29 protein-coding genes are annotated in these 25,659 nt (G+C 65.9%); 17 read left to right on the forward strand and 12 right to left on the reverse strand.

Annotated features, from left to right (window positions below; translation table 11 throughout):
* Positions 1 to 200: 200 nt before the first annotated feature.
* The 4 genes from ACU8HS_RS17835 to ACU8HS_RS17850 are packed head-to-tail and all read right to left on the reverse strand — an operon-like array spanning position 201 to position 2,816.
* A complete protein-coding gene (locus ACU8HS_RS17835; RefSeq protein ID WP_112758587.1) occupies positions 201 to 728 on the reverse strand; it encodes a DoxX family protein in 528 nt (175 codons plus the stop codon).
* Complete coding sequence (locus tag ACU8HS_RS17840; RefSeq protein WP_447014812.1) at positions 721 to 1,542, reverse strand: HvfC/BufC family peptide modification chaperone; 822 nt, start codon at positions 1,540 to 1,542, stop codon at positions 721 to 723. Before ACU8HS_RS17840 ends, ACU8HS_RS17835 begins: the two co-directional genes overlap by 8 nt.
* Positions 1,529 to 2,470, reverse strand: coding sequence for an MNIO family bufferin maturase (bufB, locus tag ACU8HS_RS17845; RefSeq protein WP_112703315.1), 942 nt, complete (start codon positions 2,468 to 2,470; stop codon positions 1,529 to 1,531). Before bufB ends, ACU8HS_RS17840 begins: the two co-directional genes overlap by 14 nt.
* 31 nt (positions 2,471 to 2,501) lie before the next feature.
* Positions 2,502 to 2,816, reverse strand: coding sequence for a BufA1 family periplasmic bufferin-type metallophore (locus ACU8HS_RS17850; protein ID WP_112571380.1), 315 nt, complete (start codon positions 2,814 to 2,816; stop codon positions 2,502 to 2,504).
* Between the two features lie 375 nt (positions 2,817 to 3,191).
* On the opposite strand from ACU8HS_RS17850, the gene ACU8HS_RS17855 reads away from it, so the two are divergent.
* Positions 3,192 to 4,097: a LysR family transcriptional regulator gene (locus ACU8HS_RS17855; protein WP_112571382.1), complete on the forward strand. Its 906-nt coding sequence runs from the start codon at positions 3,192 to 3,194 to the stop codon at positions 4,095 to 4,097.
* Here ACU8HS_RS17855 and ACU8HS_RS17860 read toward each other — a convergent pair.
* A complete protein-coding gene (locus tag ACU8HS_RS17860; protein ID WP_447014813.1) occupies positions 4,086 to 5,036 on the reverse strand; it encodes an alpha/beta fold hydrolase in 951 nt (316 codons plus the stop codon). The genes ACU8HS_RS17855 and ACU8HS_RS17860 overlap by 12 nt on opposite strands.
* A gap of 235 nt (positions 5,037 to 5,271) precedes the next feature.
* Here ACU8HS_RS17860 and ACU8HS_RS17865 point away from each other — a divergent pair, with 235 nt between their 5' ends.
* The 10 genes from ACU8HS_RS17865 to ACU8HS_RS17910 all read left to right on the forward strand — a co-directional run bounded on the left by ACU8HS_RS17865 (position 5,272) and on the right by ACU8HS_RS17910 (position 14,873).
* On the forward strand, positions 5,272 to 5,712 hold the full coding sequence (locus ACU8HS_RS17865; protein WP_112571386.1) for a VOC family protein: 441 nt from the start codon (positions 5,272 to 5,274) through the stop codon (positions 5,710 to 5,712).
* Positions 5,713 to 5,795: 83 nt separating this feature from the next.
* Positions 5,796 to 7,109, forward strand: coding sequence for an epoxide hydrolase family protein (locus ACU8HS_RS17870; protein WP_447014814.1), 1,314 nt, complete (start codon positions 5,796 to 5,798; stop codon positions 7,107 to 7,109).
* 73 nt (positions 7,110 to 7,182) lie between these two features.
* Positions 7,183 to 7,941 (forward strand): hypothetical protein, encoded by a 759-nt coding sequence (locus ACU8HS_RS17875; protein ID WP_447014815.1) that lies wholly within the window; start codon positions 7,183 to 7,185, stop codon positions 7,939 to 7,941.
* A gap of 348 nt (positions 7,942 to 8,289) precedes the next feature.
* Complete coding sequence (locus ACU8HS_RS17880) at positions 8,290 to 8,535, forward strand: hypothetical protein (protein ID WP_112758599.1); 246 nt, start codon at positions 8,290 to 8,292, stop codon at positions 8,533 to 8,535.
* Between the two features lie 68 nt (positions 8,536 to 8,603).
* Positions 8,604 to 9,584, forward strand: coding sequence for a FecCD family ABC transporter permease (locus ACU8HS_RS17885; protein WP_447015920.1), 981 nt, complete (start codon positions 8,604 to 8,606; stop codon positions 9,582 to 9,584).
* Complete coding sequence (locus ACU8HS_RS17890; protein WP_447014816.1) at positions 9,575 to 10,384, forward strand: ABC transporter ATP-binding protein; 810 nt, start codon at positions 9,575 to 9,577, stop codon at positions 10,382 to 10,384. The genes ACU8HS_RS17885 and ACU8HS_RS17890 overlap by 10 nt, the downstream gene beginning before the upstream one ends.
* On the forward strand, positions 10,377 to 11,393 hold the full coding sequence (locus tag ACU8HS_RS17895; protein ID WP_112758600.1) for an ABC transporter substrate-binding protein: 1,017 nt from the start codon (positions 10,377 to 10,379) through the stop codon (positions 11,391 to 11,393). The genes ACU8HS_RS17890 and ACU8HS_RS17895 overlap by 8 nt, the downstream gene beginning before the upstream one ends.
* 205 nt (positions 11,394 to 11,598) lie before the next feature.
* Positions 11,599 to 12,504, forward strand: coding sequence for a Rossmann-like domain-containing protein (locus ACU8HS_RS17900; protein WP_447014817.1), 906 nt, complete (start codon positions 11,599 to 11,601; stop codon positions 12,502 to 12,504).
* A complete protein-coding gene (locus ACU8HS_RS17905) occupies positions 12,501 to 13,523 on the forward strand; it encodes an LLM class flavin-dependent oxidoreductase (RefSeq protein WP_112758794.1) in 1,023 nt (340 codons plus the stop codon). Before ACU8HS_RS17900 ends, ACU8HS_RS17905 begins: the two co-directional genes overlap by 4 nt.
* Positions 13,524 to 13,940: 417 nt before the next feature.
* Positions 13,941 to 14,873 carry a hypothetical protein gene (locus tag ACU8HS_RS17910; protein WP_447014818.1) on the forward strand — a complete coding sequence of 311 codons (933 nt, stop codon included), beginning with the start codon at positions 13,941 to 13,943 and terminating at the stop codon, positions 14,871 to 14,873.
* Between the two features lie 133 nt (positions 14,874 to 15,006).
* Here the strand turns inward: ACU8HS_RS17910 and ACU8HS_RS17915 are convergent, their stop codons facing one another.
* Both ACU8HS_RS17915 and ACU8HS_RS17920 read right to left on the reverse strand, forming a co-directional pair.
* Positions 15,007 to 15,480, reverse strand: a complete 474-nt coding sequence (locus tag ACU8HS_RS17915) for a VOC family protein (RefSeq protein WP_447014819.1) — start codon at positions 15,478 to 15,480, stop codon at positions 15,007 to 15,009.
* A gap of 94 nt (positions 15,481 to 15,574) precedes the next feature.
* Complete coding sequence (locus ACU8HS_RS17920; RefSeq protein ID WP_447014820.1) at positions 15,575 to 15,784, reverse strand: DUF1127 domain-containing protein; 210 nt, start codon at positions 15,782 to 15,784, stop codon at positions 15,575 to 15,577.
* Between the two features lie 99 nt (positions 15,785 to 15,883).
* On the opposite strand from ACU8HS_RS17920, the gene ACU8HS_RS17925 reads away from it, so the two are divergent.
* On the forward strand, positions 15,884 to 16,756 hold the full coding sequence (locus ACU8HS_RS17925) for a LysR family transcriptional regulator (RefSeq protein WP_377313988.1): 873 nt from the start codon (positions 15,884 to 15,886) through the stop codon (positions 16,754 to 16,756).
* 6 nt (positions 16,757 to 16,762) lie between these two features.
* On the opposite strand, the gene ACU8HS_RS17930 is transcribed toward ACU8HS_RS17925, so the two are convergent.
* Positions 16,763 to 17,422: a TetR/AcrR family transcriptional regulator gene (locus tag ACU8HS_RS17930; protein ID WP_113414308.1), complete on the reverse strand. Its 660-nt coding sequence runs from the start codon at positions 17,420 to 17,422 to the stop codon at positions 16,763 to 16,765.
* Positions 17,423 to 17,505: 83 nt separating this feature from the next.
* Here ACU8HS_RS17930 and ACU8HS_RS17935 point away from each other — a divergent pair, with 83 nt between their 5' ends.
* Positions 17,506 to 18,255, forward strand: a complete 750-nt coding sequence (locus ACU8HS_RS17935; protein ID WP_447014821.1) for a glucose 1-dehydrogenase — start codon at positions 17,506 to 17,508, stop codon at positions 18,253 to 18,255.
* Between the two features lie 27 nt (positions 18,256 to 18,282).
* Here the strand turns inward: ACU8HS_RS17935 and ACU8HS_RS17940 are convergent, their stop codons facing one another.
* From ACU8HS_RS17940 to ACU8HS_RS17950, 3 genes are all read right to left on the reverse strand, one after another.
* Positions 18,283 to 19,272 (reverse strand): SDR family oxidoreductase, encoded by a 990-nt coding sequence (locus ACU8HS_RS17940; protein WP_112571410.1) that lies wholly within the window; start codon positions 19,270 to 19,272, stop codon positions 18,283 to 18,285.
* Between the two features lie 147 nt (positions 19,273 to 19,419).
* Positions 19,420 to 20,376 (reverse strand): crotonase/enoyl-CoA hydratase family protein, encoded by a 957-nt coding sequence (locus tag ACU8HS_RS17945; protein ID WP_447014822.1) that lies wholly within the window; start codon positions 20,374 to 20,376, stop codon positions 19,420 to 19,422.
* A gap of 36 nt (positions 20,377 to 20,412) precedes the next feature.
* Positions 20,413 to 21,249 carry a hypothetical protein gene (locus tag ACU8HS_RS17950; RefSeq protein WP_447014823.1) on the reverse strand — a complete coding sequence of 279 codons (837 nt, stop codon included), beginning with the start codon at positions 21,247 to 21,249 and terminating at the stop codon, positions 20,413 to 20,415.
* Between the two features lie 204 nt (positions 21,250 to 21,453).
* On the opposite strand from ACU8HS_RS17950, the gene ACU8HS_RS17955 reads away from it, so the two are divergent.
* Positions 21,454 to 22,020: a winged helix-turn-helix transcriptional regulator gene (locus ACU8HS_RS17955; protein WP_447014824.1), complete on the forward strand. Its 567-nt coding sequence runs from the start codon at positions 21,454 to 21,456 to the stop codon at positions 22,018 to 22,020.
* 90 nt (positions 22,021 to 22,110) lie between these two features.
* Positions 22,111 to 22,920: a pirin family protein gene (locus ACU8HS_RS17960; RefSeq protein WP_377314002.1), complete on the forward strand. Its 810-nt coding sequence runs from the start codon at positions 22,111 to 22,113 to the stop codon at positions 22,918 to 22,920.
* A gap of 13 nt (positions 22,921 to 22,933) precedes the next feature.
* On the opposite strand, the gene ACU8HS_RS17965 is transcribed toward ACU8HS_RS17960, so the two are convergent.
* The gene (locus ACU8HS_RS17965) at positions 22,934 to 23,695 is read right to left on the reverse strand and encodes a sulfite exporter TauE/SafE family protein (protein ID WP_447014825.1); all 762 of its coding nucleotides are present in this window, start codon (positions 23,693 to 23,695) and stop codon (positions 22,934 to 22,936) included.
* Between the two features lie 311 nt (positions 23,696 to 24,006).
* Between ACU8HS_RS17965 and ACU8HS_RS17970 the strand changes: the two genes are divergently transcribed.
* Positions 24,007 to 24,741: a glycosyltransferase family 25 protein gene (locus ACU8HS_RS17970; RefSeq protein ID WP_113501037.1), complete on the forward strand. Its 735-nt coding sequence runs from the start codon at positions 24,007 to 24,009 to the stop codon at positions 24,739 to 24,741.
* Between the two features lie 145 nt (positions 24,742 to 24,886).
* The gene (locus tag ACU8HS_RS17975; RefSeq protein ID WP_447014826.1) at positions 24,887 to 25,657 is read left to right on the forward strand and encodes a sugar phosphate isomerase/epimerase family protein; all 771 of its coding nucleotides are present in this window, start codon (positions 24,887 to 24,889) and stop codon (positions 25,655 to 25,657) included.
* Positions 25,658 to 25,659: the final 2 nt, after the last annotated feature.

Genomic DNA, 25,659 nt, shown 5'->3' on the forward strand with positions numbered 1-25,659 from the left:
TACCTCTACGCACGGGTCTACGTGTTTGTTACCGTCATCTCGAAAATTTTGATGACGCGGCACGAGAGGGAATGCCGGCGTCGGCGCCTATTGAGCGCATCGGCGGGCAAACGGCAAGAGGATTGCGGCAACAAAGCGCAAAAGCCGCCCGGCCGAATGACGAGCCGGGCGGGCATCGGTGCCGATGGCTGCGGTACGGTCTAGCTCCGGGCAGTGCCCGACATCCGCGCAAGCATATGATCGAGCGACAGGCGGCCGGCGCCGTAGCGCATGATGGCAAGCGCCATCGCCGCCCAGGTGACGTGGATCGGCCAGCCGTCGGGCACGGTCAGTTCCACGATGCAGGTCATGAACAGCAGGCCGAGGCCGGCGAAGCGGGTGGCGAGGCCGAGCACGAGCAGGGTCGGAAAGATGATTTCGCCGCAGCCCGACAGGAAGGCCATGACGGCCGGCATCGGGAAGGGGTAGGGGCCGCCCGGCAGGTGCAGCATGAATTCCTGGGTGAAGAGATCGACCGCGGTATCGTTCAATTGCAGGAAGCCATCCCATTTCAGGATGCCGGAGCGCCAGAAGGGAACGGCGAGCGCCACGCGCAGCGCCGCCTGGACGATATCGGGCTGGGCGACGGCGCGGACAAGCCCGTCGGCCGTCGCCACAAGCCTCGTCAGCGGGGAGAGAGCGCCGTTGCGAGGCTCGTTGTGAGGGAGTGAATCAAGCATATCAGACATGGGAATTCTCCAGTTCGATATCTGAGAAGGTGCCGAGATCGGAAAAGGCATGGGCCGCAAGCATCTCGCCGATGGCGGCGGAGAGATCGAAGCCCGGTTCGGCCTCGAGGCCGGCGGCAACGCCCGCCGCAAGGCATTGTCCCGCCAGTAGCGCGCCGAGGAAGGCGGCGCCGCCGGGGGGCAGGAGGCGCACGGTCACGTCGTCGTCGATGCGGGTAATCAGGCCGTCTTCTGCCCGGTTCTCGACGCGGGAGACGGGGCCGGTGGCGCGGTTCATGGCGAAGATGGTGACGGCCGGGTGGGCCGAGCAGACCAGCCGCGTCGCCGGATGCGGCCGGAAGGTCAGGGCACCCAGCTCTTCGGGCGGCACGGCGGCGAGCGCTTCGGCCTTGAGCGAAGGCGCATCGGCGGCGTGATAGGCATCCAGCCAGGCGCGCTCGATCCTCGCCACGTCCGAAAGCCAGGGCATGTCGCGGGCATATTCGTAGCGGTCGATGAAATCGGGGAAGTCGCGCCCGTATTCGAAGAGCAGCGGCGAGACGGGCGGCGTCCCGCGCACATGGAAACGGGCCATGGCGCGGAAGAAATCCGCCCCCGTAATGCGCTCGACGGCCGGGAAGACCGACGACAGCGCGGCGATCAGGCTGACGGTGACATTGTTGCGGTAGACGTTGTAGCGCTTTTGTGCCCGCTTGCCGCGCGGACCCGTCACCAGGCCGGGGGCCGGAGCGTCGGGATCGAGAAGCGCTGCCGAGAAGCGGCCGGCAAAGTCGGCCGCCGCCGGCCGGATCGGCAGGATATCAGCCGAGCGCATGGGCGCGCTCCTGCCGGAAGGCCTGTCCTTGGCCCGCATGCCTGTCGAGGATCGCCTGGGCGGCGAGCGCTTCGGCGCGCAGGACCGGCCAGTCGGGAATCCTGCTGTCCCATTCGATCAGGGTCGGGATCGGCCCGCAGCGGGCGACGACGATCTCGTAGAGCTGCCAGACGGCATCGGCGACCGGCCCGTCATGGCTGTCGATGAGCAGCAGTTCGCCTTCGTCGTCCTCCTGCTCGGCATGGCCGGCGAGATGGATTTCGCCAACCTGCGACAGCGGGAAATCGCGCAGGTATTCCAGCGCCGAAAAGCCGTGATTGGTGGCCGAGACGAAGACGTTGTTGATGTCGAGCAGCAGGCCGCAGCCGGTGCGCCGCGATATCTCGCGGATGAAATCCGTCTCGCTCATGGCGGATTCGGCAAAGAGCACGTAGGTGGAGGGGTTTTCGAGCAGGATCGGCCGGCCGATCGCGGCCTGCATCTCGTCGATGTGATCGCAGACATGGGCAAGCGTATCGGCCGTATAGGGCAGCGGCAGCAGGTCGTTCAGGTAGGTGTCCATATGGGTGGACCAGGCAAGATGTTCGGAGACCAGCGCCGGCTCGTAGCGGTCGACGAGGCTCCTGAAGCGGGCGAGGTGGTCCTTGTCGAGCGGCTGCGGGCCGCCGAGCGACATGCACACGCCATGCAGGGAAATCGGGTGGTCGCGGCGCACCCTTTCCAGCGCGCGATGCGGCGGGCCGCCGGCGCCCATATAGTTTTCGGCATGGATTTCGAAGAAGCCTTGCGGGCCTGCGATGGCCGATATGGCCGCAAGGTGCTCCGGCTTGAAGCTGGTGCCGGCCTGGCCGGCCAGCGAATAGGTCGGAAAGCGGAGGGTGCTTTCCGTCTCCATGAGAGGGTTGGACGTCATGTCGACTCTGGCCATGTTCGCCTCCGCTTTCCTTGTTGCCTGCCGCTTAGATGTCGCGCGTCAGCGGCTTCAGCGAACCGTGACGGCCGCCCGGCAGTTCAAGCGAGGCGCAGGTGCCGCCCTGGACGAATTTCCAGGAATTGCCCTGGAAGTCCTTGACCGAGGTGCCCTGGCAGGTGGTGCCCGGACCGGCGGCGCAATCGTTCTGGCCCTTCAGGGCAACGCCGTAGCACTTCTCCTTGTGGGCAGCGACGGCAGCATCGGCCTCGGCCTTGGTCAGCGGGCCGGCGCTTGCCATCGTGGCAAGGGCGGAGGTGATCGCGCCGGCAAGAAGGGCGGTGCTGATGGAAGTCTTCAACATGGGTAATCTCCGTTGCGTGAAACGCCCCTCTTTCGGCGGGGCACGTCGGGGTATTCGCAACGGGTGCGCGGGTTGTTACAGGCGGGGCGGTAACGAACGCGTGATGGGCCTGGCGCTCATTCCGGCCGGAAGGCAGCCGGAAGGCCGGCATCCCAGCCTGCTTTTTATGACCATATATGGTCAAAACAAAATCTGCCGCTGAGGGGATCAAGAGAATCCGATGATCCGGTTGGACATCCGGCAGCGCGACCACGCCCTATCGATCGCAGGCGATATCGAACACCAGCAGACCGGGGCGGACGTGGCCCCATCTATCGGCCGGAGTTTCGAAGGTTTAAGATTTTCCGCGGGAAGGCGGGATGAAGGCGGCGGGGGATGGACCGGCTGGATGCGATGCGCGTGCTGCTTGCCGTTGTCGATGCCGGCAGTCTGTCGGCGGGCAGCAGGCGGCTGAATGCGCCGCTGCCGAGCGTCAGCCGCAAGGTGGCGGAGCTGGAGCGGTCGCTAGGCGCCAGCCTCGTCATCCGCACCAGCCGGAAGCTGCAGCTCACCGATGCCGGGCGCGACTATGTGGAGGCGGCGCGCCGGATCATTGCGGAACTGGAAGAGGCGGAGCGCCGCGCCTCCGGCGAATACCGGCAGCCGCGGGGCGTGCTGACGATCACCATGCCGGTGGAATTCGGCAACCGTTATGTGCTGCCGATCGCGCTCGAATTTCTGGCGGAGCATCCCGACGTTTCGCTGAACCTCCTGTCGCTCGACCGCACCGTTCACCTTGTCGGCGAGCAGGTGGATGTCGCCTTCCGGCTGGGGGCGCTGGCGGACAGTTCGCTTTATGCGGTCAAGGTTGCCGAGTTTCGGGTTCTGACCTGCGCGAGCCCGGATTATCTTGCGCGTTGCGGCTGCCCGCAGCATCCGGGCGAGCTGCCGGACCATGACGGGATCATCTTCAACAACAGGACTTTCTTCTGGACCTTCGATATCGACGGGCGGCCGGTGGAGGTGGTGCCGCGCCACCGCATCGAGGTCAATACGGCGGCAAACTGCGTTGCCGCCGCCATCGGCGGGGCCGGCATTGCCAGGCTCTTCGACTACCAGATCCCCGGCGAACTCGCGTCCGGGGCCCTCGTGCCGATCCTTGACGATTATGCGGGCGCGCCGCAGCCGATCCATATCGTCTATTCGCGCCAGGGTTTCCTGGCGCTCAAGGTGCGCTCCTTCATCGACTGGACGCTGCCGCGGCTGCGGGAAGCATGCCGCGGCTATGGCTCAATCCCCTAGGGCGCGGATTTCGGCGACGACGCGTTCGGGCGCCTGCAGATGCGGATAGTGGCCGATGCCGGGCAGGATTTCGAGCGGCGCGCCGGTTCTTGCGGCAAATTCCGCGCCCATGCGGCTGTCGATATAGATGTCCTTTTCGCCCCAGATCACCTTCAGCGGCGTGCTGAGCCGGCCGAGATCTGCCTCCAGCCGGTCCTGATCGCGGGTGAAGGCCGCGTAATAATGGTAGAAGGCGTCGGCGGAGGTGAGGGCGCCGTTGTTCCAGCCGCGGGCCATGTCTTCCTTCACGCCGGCCGCAAGATCGAACTGCCTGTCTTCGGGCAGGCCGCGCCGGTGGGCGTTTTCAAGGATTTCGTCGCGCGTCCGGTTCATGGCGGCGCGGGTGGCGGAGGCCGCCGGCTCGGCCTTCAGGCTCTGCAGGCGCTCGTGCATATAGGCCGGCCGGTTGAAGGGGGCGAAATCGCCGACGATGACGGCCCGCGCGATATCGGGCTCGTCGAGCGCCACAAGCAGGGCGGGCAGGGCGCCGATATCGGCGGCATAGATCGTCAGCTTCGAGCGGTCGATGCCGGCTTTTTCGATATAGGCCTTCAGCACGCCGGCATAATCGCGCGGCGAATAGGAGAAATCTTCGGCGGCCGGGCGCGACGACAGGCCGTATCCCGGCCAGTCGAAGGCATGGACCTCGAATTCGTCGCCGAGCGCGGCCGCGATATCGCTCCAGACGGCGGAGGTTTCGGGAAAGCCATGCAGGAAAAGCACGGTGCCTTTCGCCGCCGGGTTCGGCACGACGAACCGCCTGAGCGTGATATCGCCGCCGATGGCGATGGTGCCGGTTTCGGGCCTTGCGGCTTCGGCCGTGCCGGCGCCTGCGGGCGTGAGCGCCGTGCCGGTGATTGCGGCGGCGACGAGCAATGCTCCGAGTGACGATGTCATCATGTCCGTTGTCCTTCCTCTCAGGCGGCTGTGCCCGCTGCGGGGGGCCTCGTGGCCGCGACCGGGGTGAATTTTCGAGGGCAATGATCGGGCATCGCCCCTGCCGCCGGTAGAGCGCCGGGATGAGAGGCTGCCTCTCGCTTTCCCGCAGTACCGGGCAAGGCGCGCGGCCCGTACATCTGCGCCATCAGCGGCGCCGGGGAATGGCCCCCGCGTCCCCATGAAAGGATGAGCAGACATGAACGACATGACCGTAAACCTGAAAAGCGCGGAGCCTGAAAGCGTGCGCGGCCTGCCGGGGCATTCGACCGTCGGCACCGGCAATCTCGAGGCCGCGGGCGAATTCTACGACAGGCTGATGGCCGTCTTCGGCATCGGCCGTTTCCTGGTCCAGCCCGGCCGGGCCATCTATTATGGAAAGCGCAGGCTGGAATTCGGGGTGGTGAAGCCCTTCGACGGCAGGCCGGCGAGGGCCGGCAACGGCAGCATGGTCGCCTTCGAGGCACCCTCGCGCGCAAAGGTGCGGGAGGCGCATGCGACGGCGCTGCGGGCCGGCGGCTCCGACGAAGGGGCGCCGGGGCCGCGCGGGGAGAACGGCGAGGGGCCTTACTGCGCCTATTTCCGCGACCCCGAGGGCAACAAGTTCCTGGTTTACCGCGCCGGGCCGGACGAGGCCTGAGATCGCTTGCGGCGCATTTCAGGCGCATGATGCCGGGCGTCTGAAACGCGGCCGCGAACCTTCCGGCGGAATGGAGGCATGTCATGAGATCAGGGCCATTGACCGAGACTTTGAAAATGTCGCGGCGCTCGCTGCTGTTTGCGGGTGCTGCGGGCGGGCTTGCGGCCATGCTTGGTTCGGGCGCGGGCGCGGCCGACCCCGTGGATGGCGGGGCGCTTTCCGGCGAAATCCGGCCGTTCCGGGCCGATATGCCCGAGGCGGCGCTTGCCGATCTCAGGCGGCGGCTTGCGGCCACGCGCTGGCCGGACGGAGAGACGGTGGGCGACCGTTCGCAGGGCGTGCAGCCGGAAAGGCTCAAGGCGCTGGTGGACGAGTGGCGGTCTTCCTACGACTGGCGCAGGGCCGAAGCGCGGCTGAACGCTTTCCCGCAATTCGTGACCGCGATCGACGGCGTGGACATCCATTTCATCCATGTCCGCTCCCGCCACGAGAACGCCCTGCCGCTGATCATGACGCATGGCTGGCCGGGATCGGTGTTCGAACTCGTCGACGTGATCGGCCCGCTGACCGACCCGACCGCGCATGGCGGCGAGGCCGGCGATGCCTTCCATCTGGTGATCCCCTCGATCCCCGGCTTCGGCTTTTCCGGCAAGCCGAAGGAGAGGGGCTGGAACCCGCAGCGCATCGCGGCCGCCTGGGACACGCTGATGAAGCGCCTTGGTTATGCCCGCTATGTTTCGCAGGGCGGCGACTGGGGCGCGATCATCAGCGATGCGCTGGGGCGGCAGGCGCCGGAGGGATTGCTTGGCATCCATGTCAACAGGGTCGAGCGCGCGACCACCTTTCCGCCTGACGCCGCGCAGGCGCTGATGAGCGGAGCGCCGGCGCCCGAGAGCCTGTCGCCGGAGGAAAAGGCAATCTTCATGGAAGCCCGGGATTTCCTCGCCAACGGTTTCGGCTATGCCGCGATCATGGCAACGCGGCCGGAAACGATCGGCTACGGGCTGGCGGATTCGCCCGCGGGGCTTGCGGCATGGCTCTACGACAAGATCGCCGACTGGGTCTTTACCCGCGGGGACCCGGAACAGGCGCTCGGCCGGCAGGCCATTCTCGACAACATCACGCTTTACTGGCTCACCAATACCGGGCCTTCGAGCGGGCGCATCTATTGGGAAAATGCCGCGGCCGGGGCAAAGCTCGAACCGGTCAGGGTTCCGGTCGCCGTCACGGTCTTTCCCGGCGAGGTCTACCGGCCGCCGCGCCACTGGCTCGGCAGGGCCTATCCGCAGCTGATCTATTACAACGCGGCGGCAAAGGGCGGGCATTTCGCAGCCTGGGAGGAGCCCGAACTTTTCGCGCAGGAGGTCCGGGCCGCGTTCAGGACGTTGCGGTCCTGAACAATCGCATCCGCGCGGGAACCTCAAGCACTTTCGGCCGTTGCCGGATTGGTGGAAACGAGGAGGAATTCCCATGAGCAATCTTTACAGCGACAACGGTCCCGCATCATCCAGCGAGGGCAGCCACAACAGGCTGACGGCCTTTTTCGACAGCCAGGACGACGCCGAAAGGGCGATCGAGCGGCTGAAGGAGGCGGGCGTCGCCAATATCAGGCTGATGTCGGGATACGAGGCCGACAGCGACAAGGCGGGCGTCGCCGCCGACGACCGCGGCGGCTTCTGGGCCAGGCTGGAAGGCTGGCTGTTTCCGGACGAGGACCGGACGGTCTATGCCGAAGGCCTGCGCCGCGGCGGCTTTCTGGTCGCCGCCGAGGTGGACGATGCCACCCATGATATCGCCCTCGACATTCTCGACGACGAAGGCGCCATCGACATGGACGAGCGTGCCGATCTCTGGCGGGCGGAGGGCTGGGATATCAGCAAGTCGCCCGAAGCCTTCGCCGGCCGCGATGCCGGCGGCATGCGGGAGATCGACGAGGCCGAGCGCGCCCGGCAGGCGGCGGCCGCTGAGGACGACGTCTTTGCGGCAGGTGCCGCTGAGGCGATGCCGACCGGCCACCATGCGCGCCGTGTCGATCCGGCCTCGCCGCGCGTTCGAAGCTACGGCCTCGGGGAGGAGCCGCTGCTCGATCCGGAACTGCGTGACGATATTCTTCCGACCGGGCACCACCGTACGGTGGACGAATCCAACGAAGACGCGCAGCGCGAGCTTCGTCAGGCCCAGGATATCGACGCGATGAAGCAGGAGCAGACGCTGCCGCGCGGCCGATAATGGTGCGAAGCCGGCGGCCGCCCGACGAGAGGACGGCGCCGGCCGACGCCCTGCTTGCGCCTTCCTTCACAGGATCGGGCAAGCACAGGCTTTTCCGCGTGATCGCTTAACGTATCGACGGCCTTGCCGACCTCCTGGAACGCGGATGGGGCGGCATCTGAAAGCCGCGCCATGCGCCCAATATTGATTTCAATCATGTTTGTCGGCGGGCCGAGGCGATCTTTTTGCGCTGGAGCAAACAAGTCTGACATTTCCCGCAAGCGCCCGGTTCCGGCCGCTTGCCATTCCCGGATGGCGTTATAGTATCCTCGATATATCCGAAGAAATATAACGCAAAGGAAGCAGGAGATGACATCGACGACGTCGAAATCCGTTACGCTGACCAAAATGTGCGAGCTGCACGGTATCGCCCTTCCAAGGGAAGGCGCCGTATCCGCACGGTTTCAGGAGGCGTTTCCTGCCGCCCAATATGACGAGGCGGCGGGCGAATGGCGCATGGTCTGGAAGAAGGGCAGTTACGCGGAGTCCAATGCGCGGCTTGAAGCCTTTTTTGCCGAAAACGGAATTGCCGTTTCCCACGTCAACAAATGCTAGAGCGCCCGGTGAGGGGCGGACCCGTGAGCGGCGGTGTCGCAAACCGCCGGGGCAGGCTGGTGCTGGCGATGCTGGTTTTGCTGGTATTGGCCCTGGCGGTCTTGTCGGTCGGCATCGGTCGGGTTTCCGTCCCGCCTGATCGCGTGCTGGCCATCCTGCTTTCGAAGGTCTTTCCGATCCTGCCGGATTGGAGGGCTGCGGACGAACTCATCGTCCTGAATGTCAGGCTGCCTCGTATCTGTGCCGCGATGATGATCGGGGCGGCCCTGGCGGCGGCCGGGGCCGCCTACCAGAACCTCTTCCGCAATCCGATCGTGTCGCCCGACATATTGGGCGTCTCGGCCGGCGCGGGATTCGGGGCGTCGATGGGGGTGATACTCAACCTGGGCGCATTGGGCATCCAGGCTGCGGCCTTTGTCATGGGCCTCTTCGGGGTCGTGCTCTGCTTTTCAATTGCCCAGGCAATCAATCGCTATTCGCTGATCGTCCTCATACTCGTGGGCGTCGTGATCGCGGCCTTCTTTCAGGCGATGATTTCCATACTCAAGATCGTGGCGGATCCGATCGACGTGCTGCCGGTGATCACATTCTGGCTGCTCGGCGGATTGAACAAGATCACGCCTGGGGATCTGCCGGTCACCGCAGCGGTGATCGCCGCAAGCCTGACGCTTCTCTACGCGCTTCGCTGGCAGATCAACGTGATGAGCGTGGGCGAAGAGGAGGCTCGCAACCTCGGCGTCAATGTCGGGCTCATACGCATCCTGCTGGTGCTGACCGCCACTTTGATGACGGCCGCCGCCGTCAGCATTTCCGGAATCGTCGGCTGGGTCGGGCTGGTCGTTCCCCATATGGCGCGCATCCTCGTCGGCCCGAGCTTCGAGCGCATGCTGCCTGTTGCGATTGTCTCCGGCGCGCTGTTTGTCCTCCTGGTGGACGATTTCGCCCGCGCAGCAAGTTCCATGGAGTTGCCGCTCGGAATCGTGACCAGCGTCATCGGCGCCCCGTTGTTTATCATCCTTCTCCTGCGAACGAGGGTTGCATGGTCGTGAAGATGACGGTGGAGAATCTCGCGTTCAGTTTTCCGCAGGGGGAGCGGAGTCTCGACGATATCAGCTTCGTCCTTGAGGCCGGCGACGTCATCTGCGTTCTTGGACCGAACGGCGCGGGAAAGACGACGCTGATACGCTGCATCATGGGCGCCCTGGCCGTTACTCGCGGAAACATTGCGGTTGAAGGGATACCGGCTCGCAGCCTCGGCTCCCGGCAGTTTGCCGCGAAAGTAGCCCATGTTCCCCAGAGCACGGACTCGGTGTTCGGGCATCTCGTTCGCGACATCGTGCTCATGGGACGATCTCCGCATCTGGGCATGATGGAGGCACCGGGGGCTCGCGATCACAAGATCGCCGAGGCGTCCCTGGCGCGCGTCGGCATGGCGCATCTGGCCGACCGGCAATTTGCGACGATCAGCGGGGGTGAGCGCCAGCTATGCCTGCTGGCGCGGGCTTTGGCGCAGGAAGCTCCCATCCTGATCATGGACGAGCCGGCCGCCAGTCTCGATTTCGGCAATCAGATCCGGATTCTCGACATCGTTGCCTCATTGGCCGACAGTGGCTACGCGATCCTGATGACCACCCATCATCCGGACCATGCGCTGCTTGTCGGCACGCAGATACTCGGCTTGCGGGAGGGGCGCATTTTCGGCCGCGGGACGCCGCAGTCGCTCCTTTCCTCACGATTCCTTTCCGATCTTTACGACGCGCCGGTCCGCATTCTCGAAGAGCGCGACGGCGCGCGCGCATGCTTGCCAATTCTTTCCCAACGCAGAGCGGAGATACCCGAAGATGCATAGATTCAAGACCGGATTTTTGGCCGTCGTGGCTGCGGTCGTCCTTGCCGGTGACGCACTGGCCCGCGATATCGTCGATATGACCGGGCGGACCGTGACCGTGCCCGACAAGATAGAGCGTGTCGTCACGCTCGGCTCGGTGCCAGTCATCAACAGCTTCGTTTTCGCGGCCGGCAAGGCGGACACCCTTGTCAGCGGGCTTCCCGTGCGGTTCAACGCCAAGCGCTGGTCCTGGCAGTTCGTTTTCGCGCCGCAGCTGCGCGATGGCCCCGACCTGCAGGATGCCAACTACGCGCCGGATCCCGAAAAGATCCTCAACGCTCGGCCGGATGTCGCCTTGAGCTTCGAAAAGTCGACGGCCGATATCCTCGGCGCCAACGGCGTTCCGACGGTGCTGCTGCGCATTCAAACGCCTGACGACGTCAAGGCGGGGGTCAGGCTGGTCGGCAACCTGCTCGGCAACACCGATATCGGCGAACAATACGCGAAATATTTCGATGCCACGCTGGCGCGGATTGCCGCAAAGATCGATGCCATTCCGCTCGATCAGCGGCCTACGGCTCTCTATATCAATCCAACCAACATGACCCAGCCCCATCTGGTTGCCGAATGGTGGCTGAGGGCCGGTGGCGCCCGCAGCGTAACGGATAACGGCCGTTCGGAGGAAGTGCTGACGCTTTCCACCGAGACGGTGATCGATGCAAACCCAGACTATATCGTCTTGTCCGACCCCGGCCATATCGAGACGCTGAAACGCGACGCCACGCTGTCCCAACTCGATGCGGTCAAGAACGGTCGCATCCTTGTCGCTCCCATGGGGGCGCATACCTGGGGCAACCGGACGGTCGAACAGGTCCTGACGGTTCTATGGGCGGCCAGCGAGTTCCATCCGGCGCAGTTTCCCCATGCGGAACTGGTCGCCGAGGTAAAGAATTTTTATGCGACGTTCTTCAAGACCGAACTGAACGACGCGCAGGTCGAATCGATCCTGATGAGCGGCAGGGCGAGCTAACGCGTCCTGCTCTCTCTTCCCCGGAACGGCGTTTTCGCCAGCCTTCCTGCCAGCGCCTGGAGCATCAGGCGCAGCACCAGGTTGGAACCGGGAAGAGCTTCCGGAGCAGGGGCCAAGCATGAGCGCCCTTGCTGCGGAGCGTGGTCTGGAAATGACGCATCGATACCAGGTGTTCCGGCATATGCCGGTGACGAGGAGCGCATTCATGTCAAAACGGATTCTGGCCGAAACGGTCTTCGCGTTGCGCGAACGGCTTCACGATTTCGATGAGATCGTCGTCGCGCGGGTCGTCGTCGGGCTGTTCTTCACGGGTGTCAAATTGTCCACCGGCCACGCGGGAAGCGCAGCCACGCCGATAAAGGAGGTTCCGGAAGCGGTCTGCTGCCCGAGTTCGGCCATGGCGATGCCGTTTCCGGGCAAGCTGAGCGGGCGCAAGGCGGCGGCCTTCATCGAAGACGCGATCGAGAGCGGCGGTGTTCGGCGCGCTCTCGGTATCGCCGTTCTCAACGCCTTGGCGCAGGTGGCGATCGACCGCTACGGTTGTCCGGATGCGGAATTCCTCCAGGACACGGACGCCTTCGATGCGGTCGAGGTCAAGCCTCACGAAAAGGTCGTGGTCGTCGGCGCATTCGCGCCCTTCTTGCGGGCGTTGCGCAAGATCGAAGCCGATTACCTGGTCCTGGAAAAGGACCCTGCGACGCTGAAGCCCGTGGAGATGCCGTTCTTCCGGGAGGCCGACCTGGCCGGCGAAGTGGTCCCGCAGGCGGATGTCTTGCTTATAACAGGCACGACACTGATCAACGACACGCTGGACGGGCTGCTCGGCATGGCCAAGCCGACCGCACGAACCGTCGTGGTCGGTCCGACGGTCACGATGATCCCGGAGCCCTTCTTCAACCGCGGCTGCGATATTCTGGGCGGCATTCAAATCACGGATGCCGACGGTTTCCTCGATATTCTCTGCGAGGGAGGGTCGGGTTATCATTTCTTCGGAAAATCCGCCCACAAGGTGGCCTTGCGCCGGAAAGGGCTTTTCGATCGCTCGTCCGCGCCGCTTCTCCACGGGAAGGCGGGTTCGCAAGCCGATGCCGTCGCGGGGCGCGGCCCATGACGCAGGTTCTCAAGCTCGGACTCTCCGGTTGCAGCGGCGCGCTGGAGTCGATTTCGACATCGAGCCTGCTCGATCTGGCCGTGCTCGTCGAGGAACTGGGCTATGACGCCATGTGGCTCAACGAAGAACATTTCCAGGGCGGAGCCGGGGGAGGGCTCGACGGTCGACGGTGCCTTTCGCCGCTCATCCTCGCATCGGCGATCCTCGCCAGGACCAGACGCCTGCGTGTGGGCTTCTCGGTGCTGCTGCTTTCCATCCATCACCCTCTTCGCCTTGCCGAGGATCTGGCCAGTCTCGATGTCCTGTCGGACGGTCGGGTGGATGTCGGGATATCCCGCGGTGCGAACGCCCGCTATCTTTCCGCCTTCAGCGCGCCGGATGCCGACGTTTCCGCGCAGGATTTCGCAGCGAGACTGGGACTTATGATCCGGGCCTGGTCTGCGGACCCGATCGTCTTCGGGACGGAGAGCTTTTCGGTGGAGCCGAAGCCGGTCCAGATTCCGCATCCGCCGGTCTTCGTCGGCACCTATACGCCGGATACCGCCGCCTGGGCCGCGCGGCAGGGGCACAGGATCATCTGCCACGGGATCAACAGCCTCGACACCATCAGGCCCGTGATGAGCGCCTATACGGCGGCGGGAGGCGACCCATCGGAGGTGCCGTTCGGCCGGTTCGTCTATGTGAGCGACGATGACGAAAGCGCGCGGCGCGAACTCTGGCCCACGGTCGAAAAATTGACGGCCCGGTTGAGAACGATCGGCATTGCGAAACGGGACAATGTCATCAACGCGGAAGATCTGGAGCCGGAAGCCTTCTATCGGCGCATGGTCATTGCGGGCGGGCCGTCCACCTGCGCGGCACGCATCAACGAACTCTGCGGCGAGTTCGGCCTTGGATATCTCAACGCTCTGGCGGCCTTCTTCGGCTATCTGCCGCTTGACCAGCTGAAGCGGTCCCTGACGTTGCTCGCAACCGAAGTGCGGCCCCGTTTGGAGCCGGTGCGTTCCGGCCAGGCATGATATGCGTTTGCCAGGGCTGGCCGCGCCCACGATGACCTCGCAACAATAACAGCCTTGGGCGCTGCCTGGGCGCGATGAAGCGCTCCCGCCGCTTCGCAATCCGCGACGAATGCAGGATCGTTCACGTCAAAGGCTTCGTGTGTCGTGCCGACGCAATCATCCGGATGCGACGAAGCCGCCGGCTTGAGCCTTTGGCGGGCTTTCGGCCCGTTGCAATTTTATCTCAACGGACATAGTGCAGCAGAAGATGGCCGGCTGCTGGCGGAGGATGCCGGCGATGTCGCCATGCCCCAGCCTCCAGGCAGCGTGCGTGAGCACGAAGGCCGGGCGTGCCGCGGCATGAGCATCGCCGCGAGGGCAGGCCGTCGCTCGCCGAGACGGTCGATTGCCCCATTCAACCCTGCCTGGAGAATTCCGTTGACGTCCCCATCAACCGCAATGCCCTCCGCCACGGATGCGGCGAAGGTTCTGAGCGTCGAAGCCATTGTGGAAAATCGCCTTTACGCCTTTGCCTTGAGGGATGCGGCGCTGAAGCTGATTGCCATGCACGATGCCGCGCCCCGTATCGTGCGTTATACCGCGGACATGAAGCGGTGGCTGCTGACGCAATCGATCCTGGCTTTTCATTTCCGGCGCGTCACCTCGCCGTCCCATCCGAGCCTGACGGCCGCCAACCTGAACGGCTTCCTCGCCGAAAGCAAGGTTGTCTCCAGGAATACGGCGTTCGCGCATCTGGCGGAGATGCGCAATTACGGCCTGCTGATCGATATCCACGAACGCGGGGACGGGCGGGCGCGCCCGCTCAAGATTTCCGAAACGGCCGAGACCCTGATCCGCGAATGGTTCGACGAGCACCTGAAATCGCTCGACATGCTCGACCGGGGCACGCGCCTTTCACGATCGGTGGCCGACCGGCGGCTGCTCTGGTATGCGCAGCCGAGAATGTGCCACAGCCTCTTTCACGATCCGCGCTGGGCGAACCCGCCGCAGAGCGTGGACACTTTTGTCCGCACCGCTTCCGGCAGCAATATCCTGCACGACCTGATGTGCCGCCTGCCGCCGGAAAAGCCGCTGGAAGCGCGCATGCCGATCGGCCCGCTGCGGATCGGAGAGTTCTTCAAGCGCTACGCCATCTCCCGAACCCACGCGCGGCGCGTTTTCGAGCGTGCGCAGCTGCTTGAGATCGGCGGATGGGACCTTTCCGGCGAGCGCGGCGATTTCTGGCTCGGGGCGGAGCTGATCCGCGACTACCGGCACTGGCAGGCGGTGAAGTTCGCGGCCATCGAGGAAGCCTTCGAATGGGCCTGCCGTCATGTGCCCCGGCCGGCCGGCGGGCAGCGCGAAGGGTAGCTCCTGGCTGGCGGTCAGGCGGGCGAAGCCTCGTCGATCTCCTGTGGAATGAAGCCGCGCAGGGTGAGGCGACAGTTCACGCGCTGCGCAGCGCTTGCCTGCGTCGCCGATCCCTGTCCGGGCATTGTTGCCGTCAGCCGCGGCGGGCGGGCTCGATGGCGGCGATGTCGATCTTGCGCATCGTCATCATCGCGTCGAAGGCGCGTTTTGCCTCGGCGCCGCCGGCGGCGATCGCTTCCATCAGCGCGCGCGGGGTGATCTGCCAGGAGATGCCCCATCTGTCCTTGCACCAGCCGCATTCGCTTTCCTGGCCGCCATTATCGACGATGGCGTTCCAGTAGCGGTCGGTCTCCTCCTGGGTTTCCGTCGAGATCTGGAAGGAGAAGGCCTCGCTGTGCTTGATCGAGGGGCCGCCGTTGAGGCCGATGCAGGGAATGCCGGCAACGGTGAATTCCACGACCAGCACGTCTCCCTGCTGGCCGGAGGGATAATCGCCGGGGGCGCGGTGGATGGCGCCGACCTTGCTGTCGGGAAAGATCCCGGCGTAGAAGCGGGCGGCTTCCTCGGCATGTTTGTCGTACCAGACGCAGATCGTGTTCTTGTGCATTGCGCGGTCCTTCGCTGTTTCTCCCCGATGGCAGTGACATAAGGGGCAGGGCGGATTTCTCCAGCCCCGAGGCGCGATTTAGGGCCGCAGGCCGCTATCCCCAGAACCAGGACTTTTCCACCTCGACCCTCGCCTCGGAGGGGCTGAGGCCGATATCGCGGAGCTGATCGTCGGTGAGGCCGGAAAGGACCTGCCGCTCGCGGCGCTTGCTGAAATAGAGGTGGAGGCGCATCAGGCAGCGCCGGGCAAGGGTGCCGCGCGGGGCGCGATCGGTTGTCGCCGGCAATTCCACGGCAGTCGTCATCGGGCTTCTCCAGCATTCGTTTCGGACGGCTGAAAATGGACTGGCGCGGCCCCGCAAGGAAGCTTATGGTTTTTATGCAATCCATAAGGAATTCTTCTGATGCTGAATCTCGACCAGCTCTCGGCCTTCGTCAGCGTCGTCGATCTCGGCAGTTTCACGGCGGCGGCGGAAAGAGCGGGGCTGACGCAGCCGGCCGTCAGCCTGCAGGTGAAGCTGCTGGAGCAGCGCATGGGCGTGCGGCTGATCGAGCGCGTCGGGCGGCGGGCGCAGCCGTCGGCGGCGGGCGTCGAGCTGCTTGCCCATGCGCGCCGCATTCTCGGCGAATGCGCGGCCGCCGAGGAGGCGATGGCGCCCTTTCGGCAGGGCGCGGTCGGGCGCGTGCGCATCGGCAGCGGCGGCACGGCCTCGATCCATCTGCTTCCCGGCGCGATCGCCGCCGCCAAGAGGCGCATGCCCGGTCTCGAAATCGTCGTCCGTGTCGGCAATACCGACGAGATGGTGCGCGATCTCGAAACCAATGCGCTCGACATCGCCGTCGTGACGCTGCCGGCCTCCGGCCGCTCCATCGAGATCGAGCCCTTCTACGCCGACGAGCTTGTCGCCGTCGGGCCGAAGGCAAGCGCCATGCCCGAGGGCGGGCCGACCGCCGATTTCTTCAAGGACAGGACCATGATGCTCTATGAGGGCGGTAATACGCGGCGCACCATCGACGCATGGTTCGAGGCGGCCGGCATGAGGAGCGAGCCGGCAATGGAATTCGGCAGCGTCGAAGCGATCAAGGAACTGGTGGCCGCCGGCCTCGGCTGGTCGGTGCTGCCGGGACTGGCCGTGAGGCGCGACCGTGGCCGGTTTGCGATCTCCCCGCTCCAGCCGCCGCTGGTGCGCCAGCTCGGTTTGGTCATCCGGCGCGACAAACACCTGACGCGCGGGCTGCGCGAGGTGATGAAATGCCTGCGCGCGCCTGAGGCCTGACGCGCGTCAGCCCGCCGGGCTTGCCGCCGCCTGCGGGGGGCGAAGGGCGGCGGCGATGTAGGCACGGCACATCGTCATCAGCTGGTTTTCCATATCCGAGCCGATCACGGGCGGCAGGTCGCGTTCGTAGAGCATGCGCAAGGTGCCGTGGACCGCCGCGAAAAGCAGGCGGGCGACCGCGTGCGGATCGGCGAAATCTCCGTCGGCGGCGCTCGACAGCATGGCGGCGAGCGCCCGTTCGGCGCGCTGGATGGCGGCTTCGACGAGGCGGTAGGCGTCGAGTTCCGTCACGATCGCATAAAGGGCGCGCGAGATTTCCGGCTCGTCGGCCTTGACCTGCAGATAGGCCCGCACGGCCGCTTCCGTCATCTCCTGCGCCGGTCGGCCGTGCTGGCTGCGGCAGGCCGCTTCCAGCATGTCCATCAGCCTGTCCAGATAGCGCTCCAGCACGGCATAGAGCAGCGACTGCTTGTTGGGGAAATACTGGTAGAGCGTGCCGACGGAGACGCCGGCGCGCTCGGCCACCCGCGTCGTGTTGAGACGGGTCGATCCGGCCCGCAGCAAAACCTGAAGGGTGCCTTCGAAAATCGCGTCCACGGTGACGGCGGAGCGCGCCTGACGCGGGCATTTGCGGCGGTTCAGCACGGCCGAAGGGCTGGTTTTCATATGCGAATCCCGGAGCGGAAGCAGGGCTCATATATTTTCCCGGTCACGGTTATTCCACCCCCGAGCGGGTCAAGGAGATGAGAATGGGCAAGTTGGACGGGAAAATCGCAGTCGTCACCGGCGGCAGCGCGGGCATGGGACTGGCGGCGGCGAAGCTGTTCGTCGAGGAGGGCGCCAGGGTTGTGATCACCGGGCGCGATCGGGCCGCGCTCGATGCGGCAGCGGCCGCCATCGGGCGCAATGTCGAGGCGATCGGCAGCGACATGTCGCGGCTCGGTGACATCGAGGCGCTGAAGGCGCGGATCGCCGAGCAATATGGCCGGGTCGACATCCTCTTTGCCAATGCCGGCACGGCAAGGCCAGGCCCCTTCGAGCAGATATCGGAAGACGAATTCGACTTCGGCGTCGATACCAACCTCAAGGGCACGTTCTTCACGGTGCAGAAACTGGTGGCGCTGATGCCGGCCGGCGGATCGGTGGTGCTCAACACGTCCATCCAGGGATCGAAGGGCTGGCCGGGCTTTACCGTCTATGCCGCGACCAAGGCGGCGATCCGCTCGCTTGCCCGCACGCTGACGGCGGAGCTTGCCCCTCGCGGCATCCGGGTGAGCGCGGTGGCGCCCGGCCTCATCGATACCGACCTCATCCGCAAGGTGGGCCTCAGCGACGATGCGATCGAGGAGATCAACACGCAGGCGCACAGGCAGATCCCGCTTGCCCGCAGCGGCAGCGCCGAGGAGGTTGCGAAAGCCGTGCTGTTCCTCGCCTCCGCCGACGCGGCCTATATCGCCGGTGTCGAGCTGACCGTGGACGGCGGCTGGACGCAGATATGAGAGGAGGGCGCCGGGTCGGGCAGGAGGTCAGGCCTGCCCGAGCGCGCTCTGTTCGGCGCAGATGCGGTCGATCAGGGCGTCGAAATCGCCTTTTGGCGGGCGGCCCTTGGCGAAGCGCTGCTTCAGGTGCCTGATCGGCTCTTCGAGGATTTCGTCCAGGCTTGTGGCGCAGGTGAAATCGCCGGCGACGCGCTTGACCTTGGAATTATCGAAAATCGCCGTCCAGGCCTTGTCGCCGGTCAGCGGGCCGATCCATTCCGGATTGTATTTGACGAGCGTATCGGTCGGCACATGCACGATCCTGGCCTCGACGCCGAGCAGGCGGGCGATCGCCTGCTGGATATGGTCCCAGATATGGGCGTGGTCGTTGGTGATGTGGAAGATGTCGCCGAGCGCGGCCTGCTTGCCGAACAGGCCGACGAAGGGCACGGCGAAATCGACCGAGCGGGTCAGCGTCCAGGGCGTGTGGCCGTCGCCGGCGACGATGGTCGGCTCGCCGTCCAGCATGCGCCGCGCCATGATATCGCTGTCGCCCATCATGATCGGCAGGCCGGTGCGCACCGTATGGCTGGGGCGCACGATGGTCCAGGCAAGCCTGTCGGCCTTCTTCAGCAGTTCCTCGCAGGCGATCTTGGCCTGGCTGTAGGGCCAGTAGGGATTGATCGCCGGCGTCTTCTCCTCGGTGATGACGTAGTGGCGGGCCGGTTTTTCATAGACCGAGGCCGAGGAGATGAAGACGTACTGGCCGCAATGGCCGGAGAAGATGTCGATATCGCGCTGAACCTGATCCGGCGTGAAGGCGATGAACTGGGCGACGACGTCGTAATTGGCCCTGGCGAGATCGGCATAGGCGGGCGATCCGAGCTCGCCGACGATGGAGGCGACGCCCGCCGGCAGCGGATCGCCCCGCAGGCCGCGGTTGAAGACGCTGACCTGATGGCCCGCGGCCACGGCGCGCTCGACGCAGGGATAGGAAATCTGGCCGGTGCCGCCGATGAAAAGGATCTTCAGTGCCATGTGGGGACCTCGATGTCGGGTGGGGCGAAATTGTCGACAATGTTCATAGCGCGAAAGCGGGAAAGCGTCTCGCGCAAAATGGCGATTGTCGATAATTGCGCCCTCAAGCGTGCCGCGATCCCCAGGGTCGCGAAGGCGCGGGAAGGCCTAGTTGCCGTGGAAGACGGGCGGGCGGCCCTCCGCCTGGGCGCGCACGCCTTCGATGAAATCCTGCGTGCGGTAGAGGCCGCTATATTGGGCGCCGAGTTTGGAGAATGCCTCGGCCTCGGGACCGTCGATTGCCAGATGCGCGGATGCGAGCGTCGTCTGTACGCCGAGCGGCGCGCAGGCCGCCACCTGACGGGCGATCTCGACGGCGCGGGAAAGGGCGGCTTCGGGCGTTTCGGCGACATGCTGCAGCGTGCCCATGCGGTAGGCCTCTTCGGCGCCCCAATGGTCGCCCGTCAGCATGTAGCGCATGGCGTTGCCCCAGCCGGCCTCGCGGACGAAGCGCACGGTGGAGCCGCCGCCAGGAAAGCGGCCGTGGGCGTTTTCATCCTGGCCGAAATTGGTGTTTGCGGCGGCAATGCGGATATCGGCGGCCAGGAAGAGTTCGTGGGCCATGTTCCAGGTGTCGCCGTGGACGGCCGCGATCAGCGGTTTGCTGCGCTGGGCCTGGCCGTAGTTCAGCGGATTGACGATGCGGGTGAAGCCGGCGAGCGGGCTGCCGTTGCCGGCGGCTGCCCGGTAGGCTTCCACATCGATGCCGCGCGAGAAATGATCGCCGTGGCCGAAGAGGACCGCCGCGCGCAGCGACGGGTCGTGGTCGTAATCGTAAAGCGCCCTTGCCAGCGCCTGGAATGTCTCGGGATCGATGCGGTTCTGCGCTTCGGGGCGGTTGAGGCCGAAGAGGGCCACCTGTCCGCGGCGTTCGACGCTGAGGCGGATATCGGCCGCGGGCGCGACCTCGGCGAGCGTCGTCGGCTGCGGGGCGGGGGCGGGCTGGCCCTGCTGCTGCTGCTCTGCGGCGAGCGCGGAGGAGGCCGCGAGCGCGGGGGCCAAGGCGGCGACGGCCGCAGCCGCCTTCATGATGTCGCGGCGTGCGACCACGGGTTCTTTTTCCATGGGTCTGTCTCCGGAAGGGATGGGGGGCGGGTGCCGTCAGGCGGCGACGGTGGCGGCCGGCCTTGCGCGTCTGGCAAGCTGGCGCAGCGACAGGGCGTGCAGGACGAGGGACGTGGGTACGGTGAAGGCCGGGATGATGGCGGTCGGGTAGGTGCCGGTCGTCAGGTTGGGGTGGTCGAGCGCGAGCTGCTGCAGCGGGCCGGGCGTCGTCAGCGCGCCGAGCGTGACGGCCACGACGAGATCGGCGATGCCGAACAGGTTCCAGAAGAGGGCCGAGCGGATGCTGCCCTGGCGGCCGCCTGCCAGCACGACGGCCGTCGGCAGCGCCATCAGCCCGGTGATGACATCGCCCGTGCCGGCCGGAAGCGCGAAAATGCCGGGGGTGGTGCCGACCGCCCAATTGGCGAGGAAGACGGCGCCGATCACCCGGTAGGCCTGCAGGCCGACCAGCCAGTGGGCGGGCATCGCATCGAGCACGGTGGCGATGCGCCGCGAGCGCAGAAGAAGCACGATGACGATGGCCGTCGGCACGACGATCATCAGCGGCAGCAGCGGAATGGCCGTGGCACCCGGCAGCAGCAGGCCGTTTGCCACGATCGCCCAGGCGGCGCCGTGCCAGAGGGTGAGCGGAACGGCGAGCGCCAGCCAGGTGCGGATCTTCTGCGCTCTCGTCAGCGGGGCAAGGGACAGCGCCGCCCAGGTTCCGCTGATCTCGACGAGATGCACGCCGATGCGCGCGACGACGACCGAAAGGCCGGAATCCTGAAGGCCGGGTATTGCAAGGAGCGCGGAAAACCAGAGGCCCGCCACGGCGGCGGTCGCGGCAAAGGCGAGTATGGGGCTGGTGGAGAAAGTGGGGCTGTCGGAGGCCAATGGAAACCCTCGCGTTGGGACGAGACTGGTGATGGTTGTTTGTAACTCTTATAATAAGAGTGACTGCGGAGGCAAGCGGTTTTTCTCTCTCCGATGCGGCGGCGTTGCCGCGGGGCGGGACCTGTTGAAACGGCCGGCGCCGGCCACTAATGTTGCTCTCATGATGAGAGGCGGCCGAAATGTCCGGCCGCCGGGAAGGGTTCGATGCGCTCGAAAGGTTTTGATGGAATGGTCTGCTCGATTGCCGGCGTGACGGCGGCGATCGGCGACCGGTGGGGCATGCTCATCCTGCGCGATCTCGTGTGCGGCATCCGCCGCTACGAGGATTTCCGCCAGTCTTCGGGTGTCACCAACGCAACGCTGAGCGACAGGCTCAAACATCTGGAAGCCAACGGCATTATCGAGCGGCGGCGCTACCAGGTGAACCCGGAGCGGTTCGAATATCTTCTGACGCGCAAGGGCTGGCAGATCGCGCCGCTCATGCCGGTGCTGGCCGAGATCGGCGATCGCCTGGGCCTGTCGGGTGCTTCGGGGCCGCCGATGACCTTCGTCAACCGCAGGACGGGCGGCGAGATCGGCTGGGGTTTCTTCGACCGGACGACGGGCGAGCAGGTGAGCCCCGTCGATCTCGAGATCCGGCCGGGGGAAGGCGCCGACGAGCATGTGCGCTGGCGGCTCTCGCACGAGGCAAACCGTCGTCAGGCGCTGGAGGAAATCCTTGGCCGCGCGGGCAATGCGCCGGCCGGGCAGGCGGCAAAACCGGGGACGTGAGGGCGCGCGGGCGCCGGGGTCATTGACCTTGAGCCGCTTGCGGGCGCTAATGGGGCAGCATCGTCACGGCTTGCGGGCAGGGAGGACGCCATGCTGCTGAAAGGCGAACGGACCTTCGTGGTGCGCGACATGGGCGGCTTCATCGTGCATGTGAACATGCCGGGATGGGTGAAGCCGAAGCCTGCCGATCACGGCCACGGGCCGCTGGCGATGGTGGCCGAAACCATCCTGCATCCGGGCCGGCTGGTCGCCATGCACGAACACCGCAACGACGAGATCATCTCCTGGGTGCCCGACGGGGTGATGCGCCACGAGGACAGGGCGCGCGGGCGGCTTACCTGCGACAGCGGGCACCTGATGGTGATGAATGCCGGGCGCAGCTTCTGGCATTCCGAGGAGACGCTGGCTTCCGACCCGCCGCTGCGCATGCTGCAGATCCTGGTGCGGCCGGAGGCGGTGGATCTCGAACCCGGCATCCAGCATGGGCCGGTGCCTGACTTCGCGCCCAATCGCTGGCGGCATCTTGTTGGGCGGCAAGGGGGCGATGCGCCGTTTTTCGTGCGCAACCGTATCGATCTGTTCGACATCAGGCTGCAGGCCGGCGCACGGGCGGACTTTCCGCGCAGGCAGGGCTGCGACCTCTATTTCTATATGTTCAGCGGCGCGATCCTTGCCGGCGGGCAGGCGTTCGGCGAGGGCGAGCAGGGGCTGCTCCTGTCGGACGAGGCGCTGATGGCGCAGGCGACGGGCGCCAGCGTTGTGGTCGCCTTCCTGATCGATCGCGCAGCGACGGTGATGCGGCAAGGGACGGTGGGCGACCACAGGAAAATCCCGCCGCCGGTCGTGATCCGCCTTCTCAAACGATGGCAGAGGTTGAAGCGCCTGTGGCGGCCCCGGTGAGGGACGGGCGGGCTCAGCCCCAGTATTTGACGGCATAGACGACCGTCATGAGCGCGCCGGTGAGGATGACGAACCAGCGCACGATCACGGCCGGCAGGACGCGCACGAGGTAGCCGCCGAGATAGCCGCCGGCGAGTGCGCCTGTGAGCATGACCAGCGTTTCCGGCCAGCGCACCGCGCCTTCGGCGATGAAGATGAGGATGGCGGCCATGCTGACGGCGGTGGCGAGCAGGTTTTTCAGCGCCTTGACGCGCCTGATATCGTCGGGATCGGCAATCGAAAGCACCGCCGTCAGGATGACGCCGAGGCCGGCGCCGAAGAAGCCGCCGTAGACCGAGGAGAGGCCGAGAATGGAGAGGCCGAGGCCGCGCGAGGGTTCGGCACCGCCGCGCCTGGCTTCCGCCCAGGCGGCAATGCGCGGCGAGAAGAGGAAGAGCAGGGTGGCAATGCCGATCAGGGCCGGAACCGGCAGCACGAAGAGCCGCTCGGGCAGGGCAAGCAGCAGCAGCGCGCCGATGGCGCCGCCTGCGAGACAGACGAGGATGGAGAGCCAGAGCTTCGCATCGAGCGGCAGCAGCTTGCCGCGGTCGGCAAGCACGGCGAGCAGGTGGCCGGGCACGATCGCCACCGCGTTCGAGGCATTGGCGGTGACGGGCGGCAGGCCGGCGGCAAGCATGGCGGGGAAGGTGAGCAGCGTCGCGCCGCCGGCGAGCGCATTGATCACGCCGCCGGCCAGGCCCGATACAAACAGCAGCAGAACGATCCCCGGCGTCATCGGCCAGCCCTCCATCTCCCCGATCGTCCATCGATGCGCCGGCAGGCCTTGCAGGCACAAGCCGCGGATGGCGGGAAGGCGTTCGGGCGGCGAAATATTTCCGGGGCGGGGAGGGCGCAATGTTCGGGTGGACGCTGGCGCTCGATCCGCCCGTCGTCCGGCGGCTCCATGCGACCTGTCGGAAGGCGGAAGGAAGCCGATGTTATCGCAAACGGCAGGTTGCAAAGCCGGCGGGGGAAATGCTAGGCGGGCGTTTCGGCTTCGGGGGAGGGCAGCATGGCGGCTTTGAGCGGCAGAAGCACGGTCGGGCGATGACGACCCGTATCTTCGTAATCAATCTCGACCGGTCGACGGACCGGTGGAACGCGCTCTCCGGCCAGGCCCGCGCCCTGCGGTTCGAGCTCGTTCGCATTGCCGGCATCGACGGGCGGGAGATTGCCGCCGACCAGCGCGTGGGCTGCGACGAGCGCGCCTTCGAGCGCAATAACGGCCGCTTCGTGCTGCCGGGCGAATATGGCTGCTACCGCAGCCACCTGAAAGTGCTTTCGACCTTTCTGGAAACGGGCGAGGCGGCCTGTATCGTCGTCGAGGACGATATCATCCTGTCGGCCGATCTCGTTTCGCGCGCCGAGGCGGCGCTGGCGGCGGTGCCCGAGGCCGACGTGATCAAGCTCTTCAATCACCGCACCGTCGGCTTCCGGCCCGTCGCCGTCTCGGCGCTCGGCGACGAGATCGGCCGGGCGACGCATGGCCCGCAAGGCTCGGCCGCCTGCTACGCGGTGACGCGGGCGGGCGCCCAGCGGCTTCTGAAGACGATCGTCGTCATGCGCTTTCCCTGGGATATCGAACTCGAGCGCGGCTGGGCATCCGGGGCGCGCATCTATACGACGCGCGCCAACGTGACCGCGGTCAGGGAGGGCGGCTCGAATATCGGCACGCGATCCGTCTACAAGGCGAGCAAATTCGTCTGGTGGAAGCGATTGCCGACCTATGCGATCCGCATCGCCGAGACGATGCGAAGGATCAACTACGCGTTGAAAAAATAAGGCAGCCTTGTCGATATCGGCCGATAGCGGGCGTTTTGCCCTCGCAATCTGCGCCGGCACGGGCGAAACTGCCCGTGTGGATTCGATGCGAGGGAACAGTCGGGATGCCTTGCCGGCGAGGGCGACAATGGTCTGGGGACGGGCGATGACGAAGCCGGTGCTTTCGCTGCAGCTGTTTTCGCTGCGCGGGCTTGGCGATCTTGCCACGCAGCTCGAAAAGGCGGCCTGCGCCGGTTTTGGCGCGGTCGAGCCGCTCGAAGGGCACTTGCGCGATGCCGACAGCCTGCAGGCCGGGCTTGCCCGCAACGGGCTTTCGGCGCCATCGGCCCATGTCGGGCTGCAGGCTTTGCGCAGCGAACGGAAACGTTTCGTCGATGCCTGCCGGCAATGCGGCATCGGCCAGCTCTTCGTTCCGCATCCGGCGCCGCTGGTGGCGAAGGAAACGAAGGGCGCCTGGCAGAGGCTCGGCCATGAGCTCGGCGCACTGGCGCAGGAGATGCAGGGCGAGGGCATCGCGCTCGGCTATCACAACAAGACGGCGGGCTTCGAGCGCACGATCGGCGGACGTTACGGCTTCGAGCTGATGTTCGAGGCGGCCAGGGGCAGCCCGCTTGCCTGGCAGGCCGATATTGCCTGGCTGGCGCGCGCCCAGCCCGATGCGGCCGAATGGATCAGGCGTTATGCCGGCGTGCTGACCTCGGTGCATGTGAAGGACCAGGCGCCCGACGACAGGGACAGGGACCCGGACGAGGACGGCTGGGCCAATGTCGGCTCCGGCGTGCTGCTCTGGCCGTCGCTCTGGCGGGCGGCGGTGGCAAGCGGGGCGCGGCTCTTCGTCGTCGAGCACGACAATCCGCGGCTGCCCTTCGAATTCGCGGCGCGCAGCTATGCCTATCTCAGCCGGTTCCTGACGTAGGG

The sequence above is a fragment of the Rhizobium sp. KDH_Rht_773_N genome, from assembly GCF_052946295.1.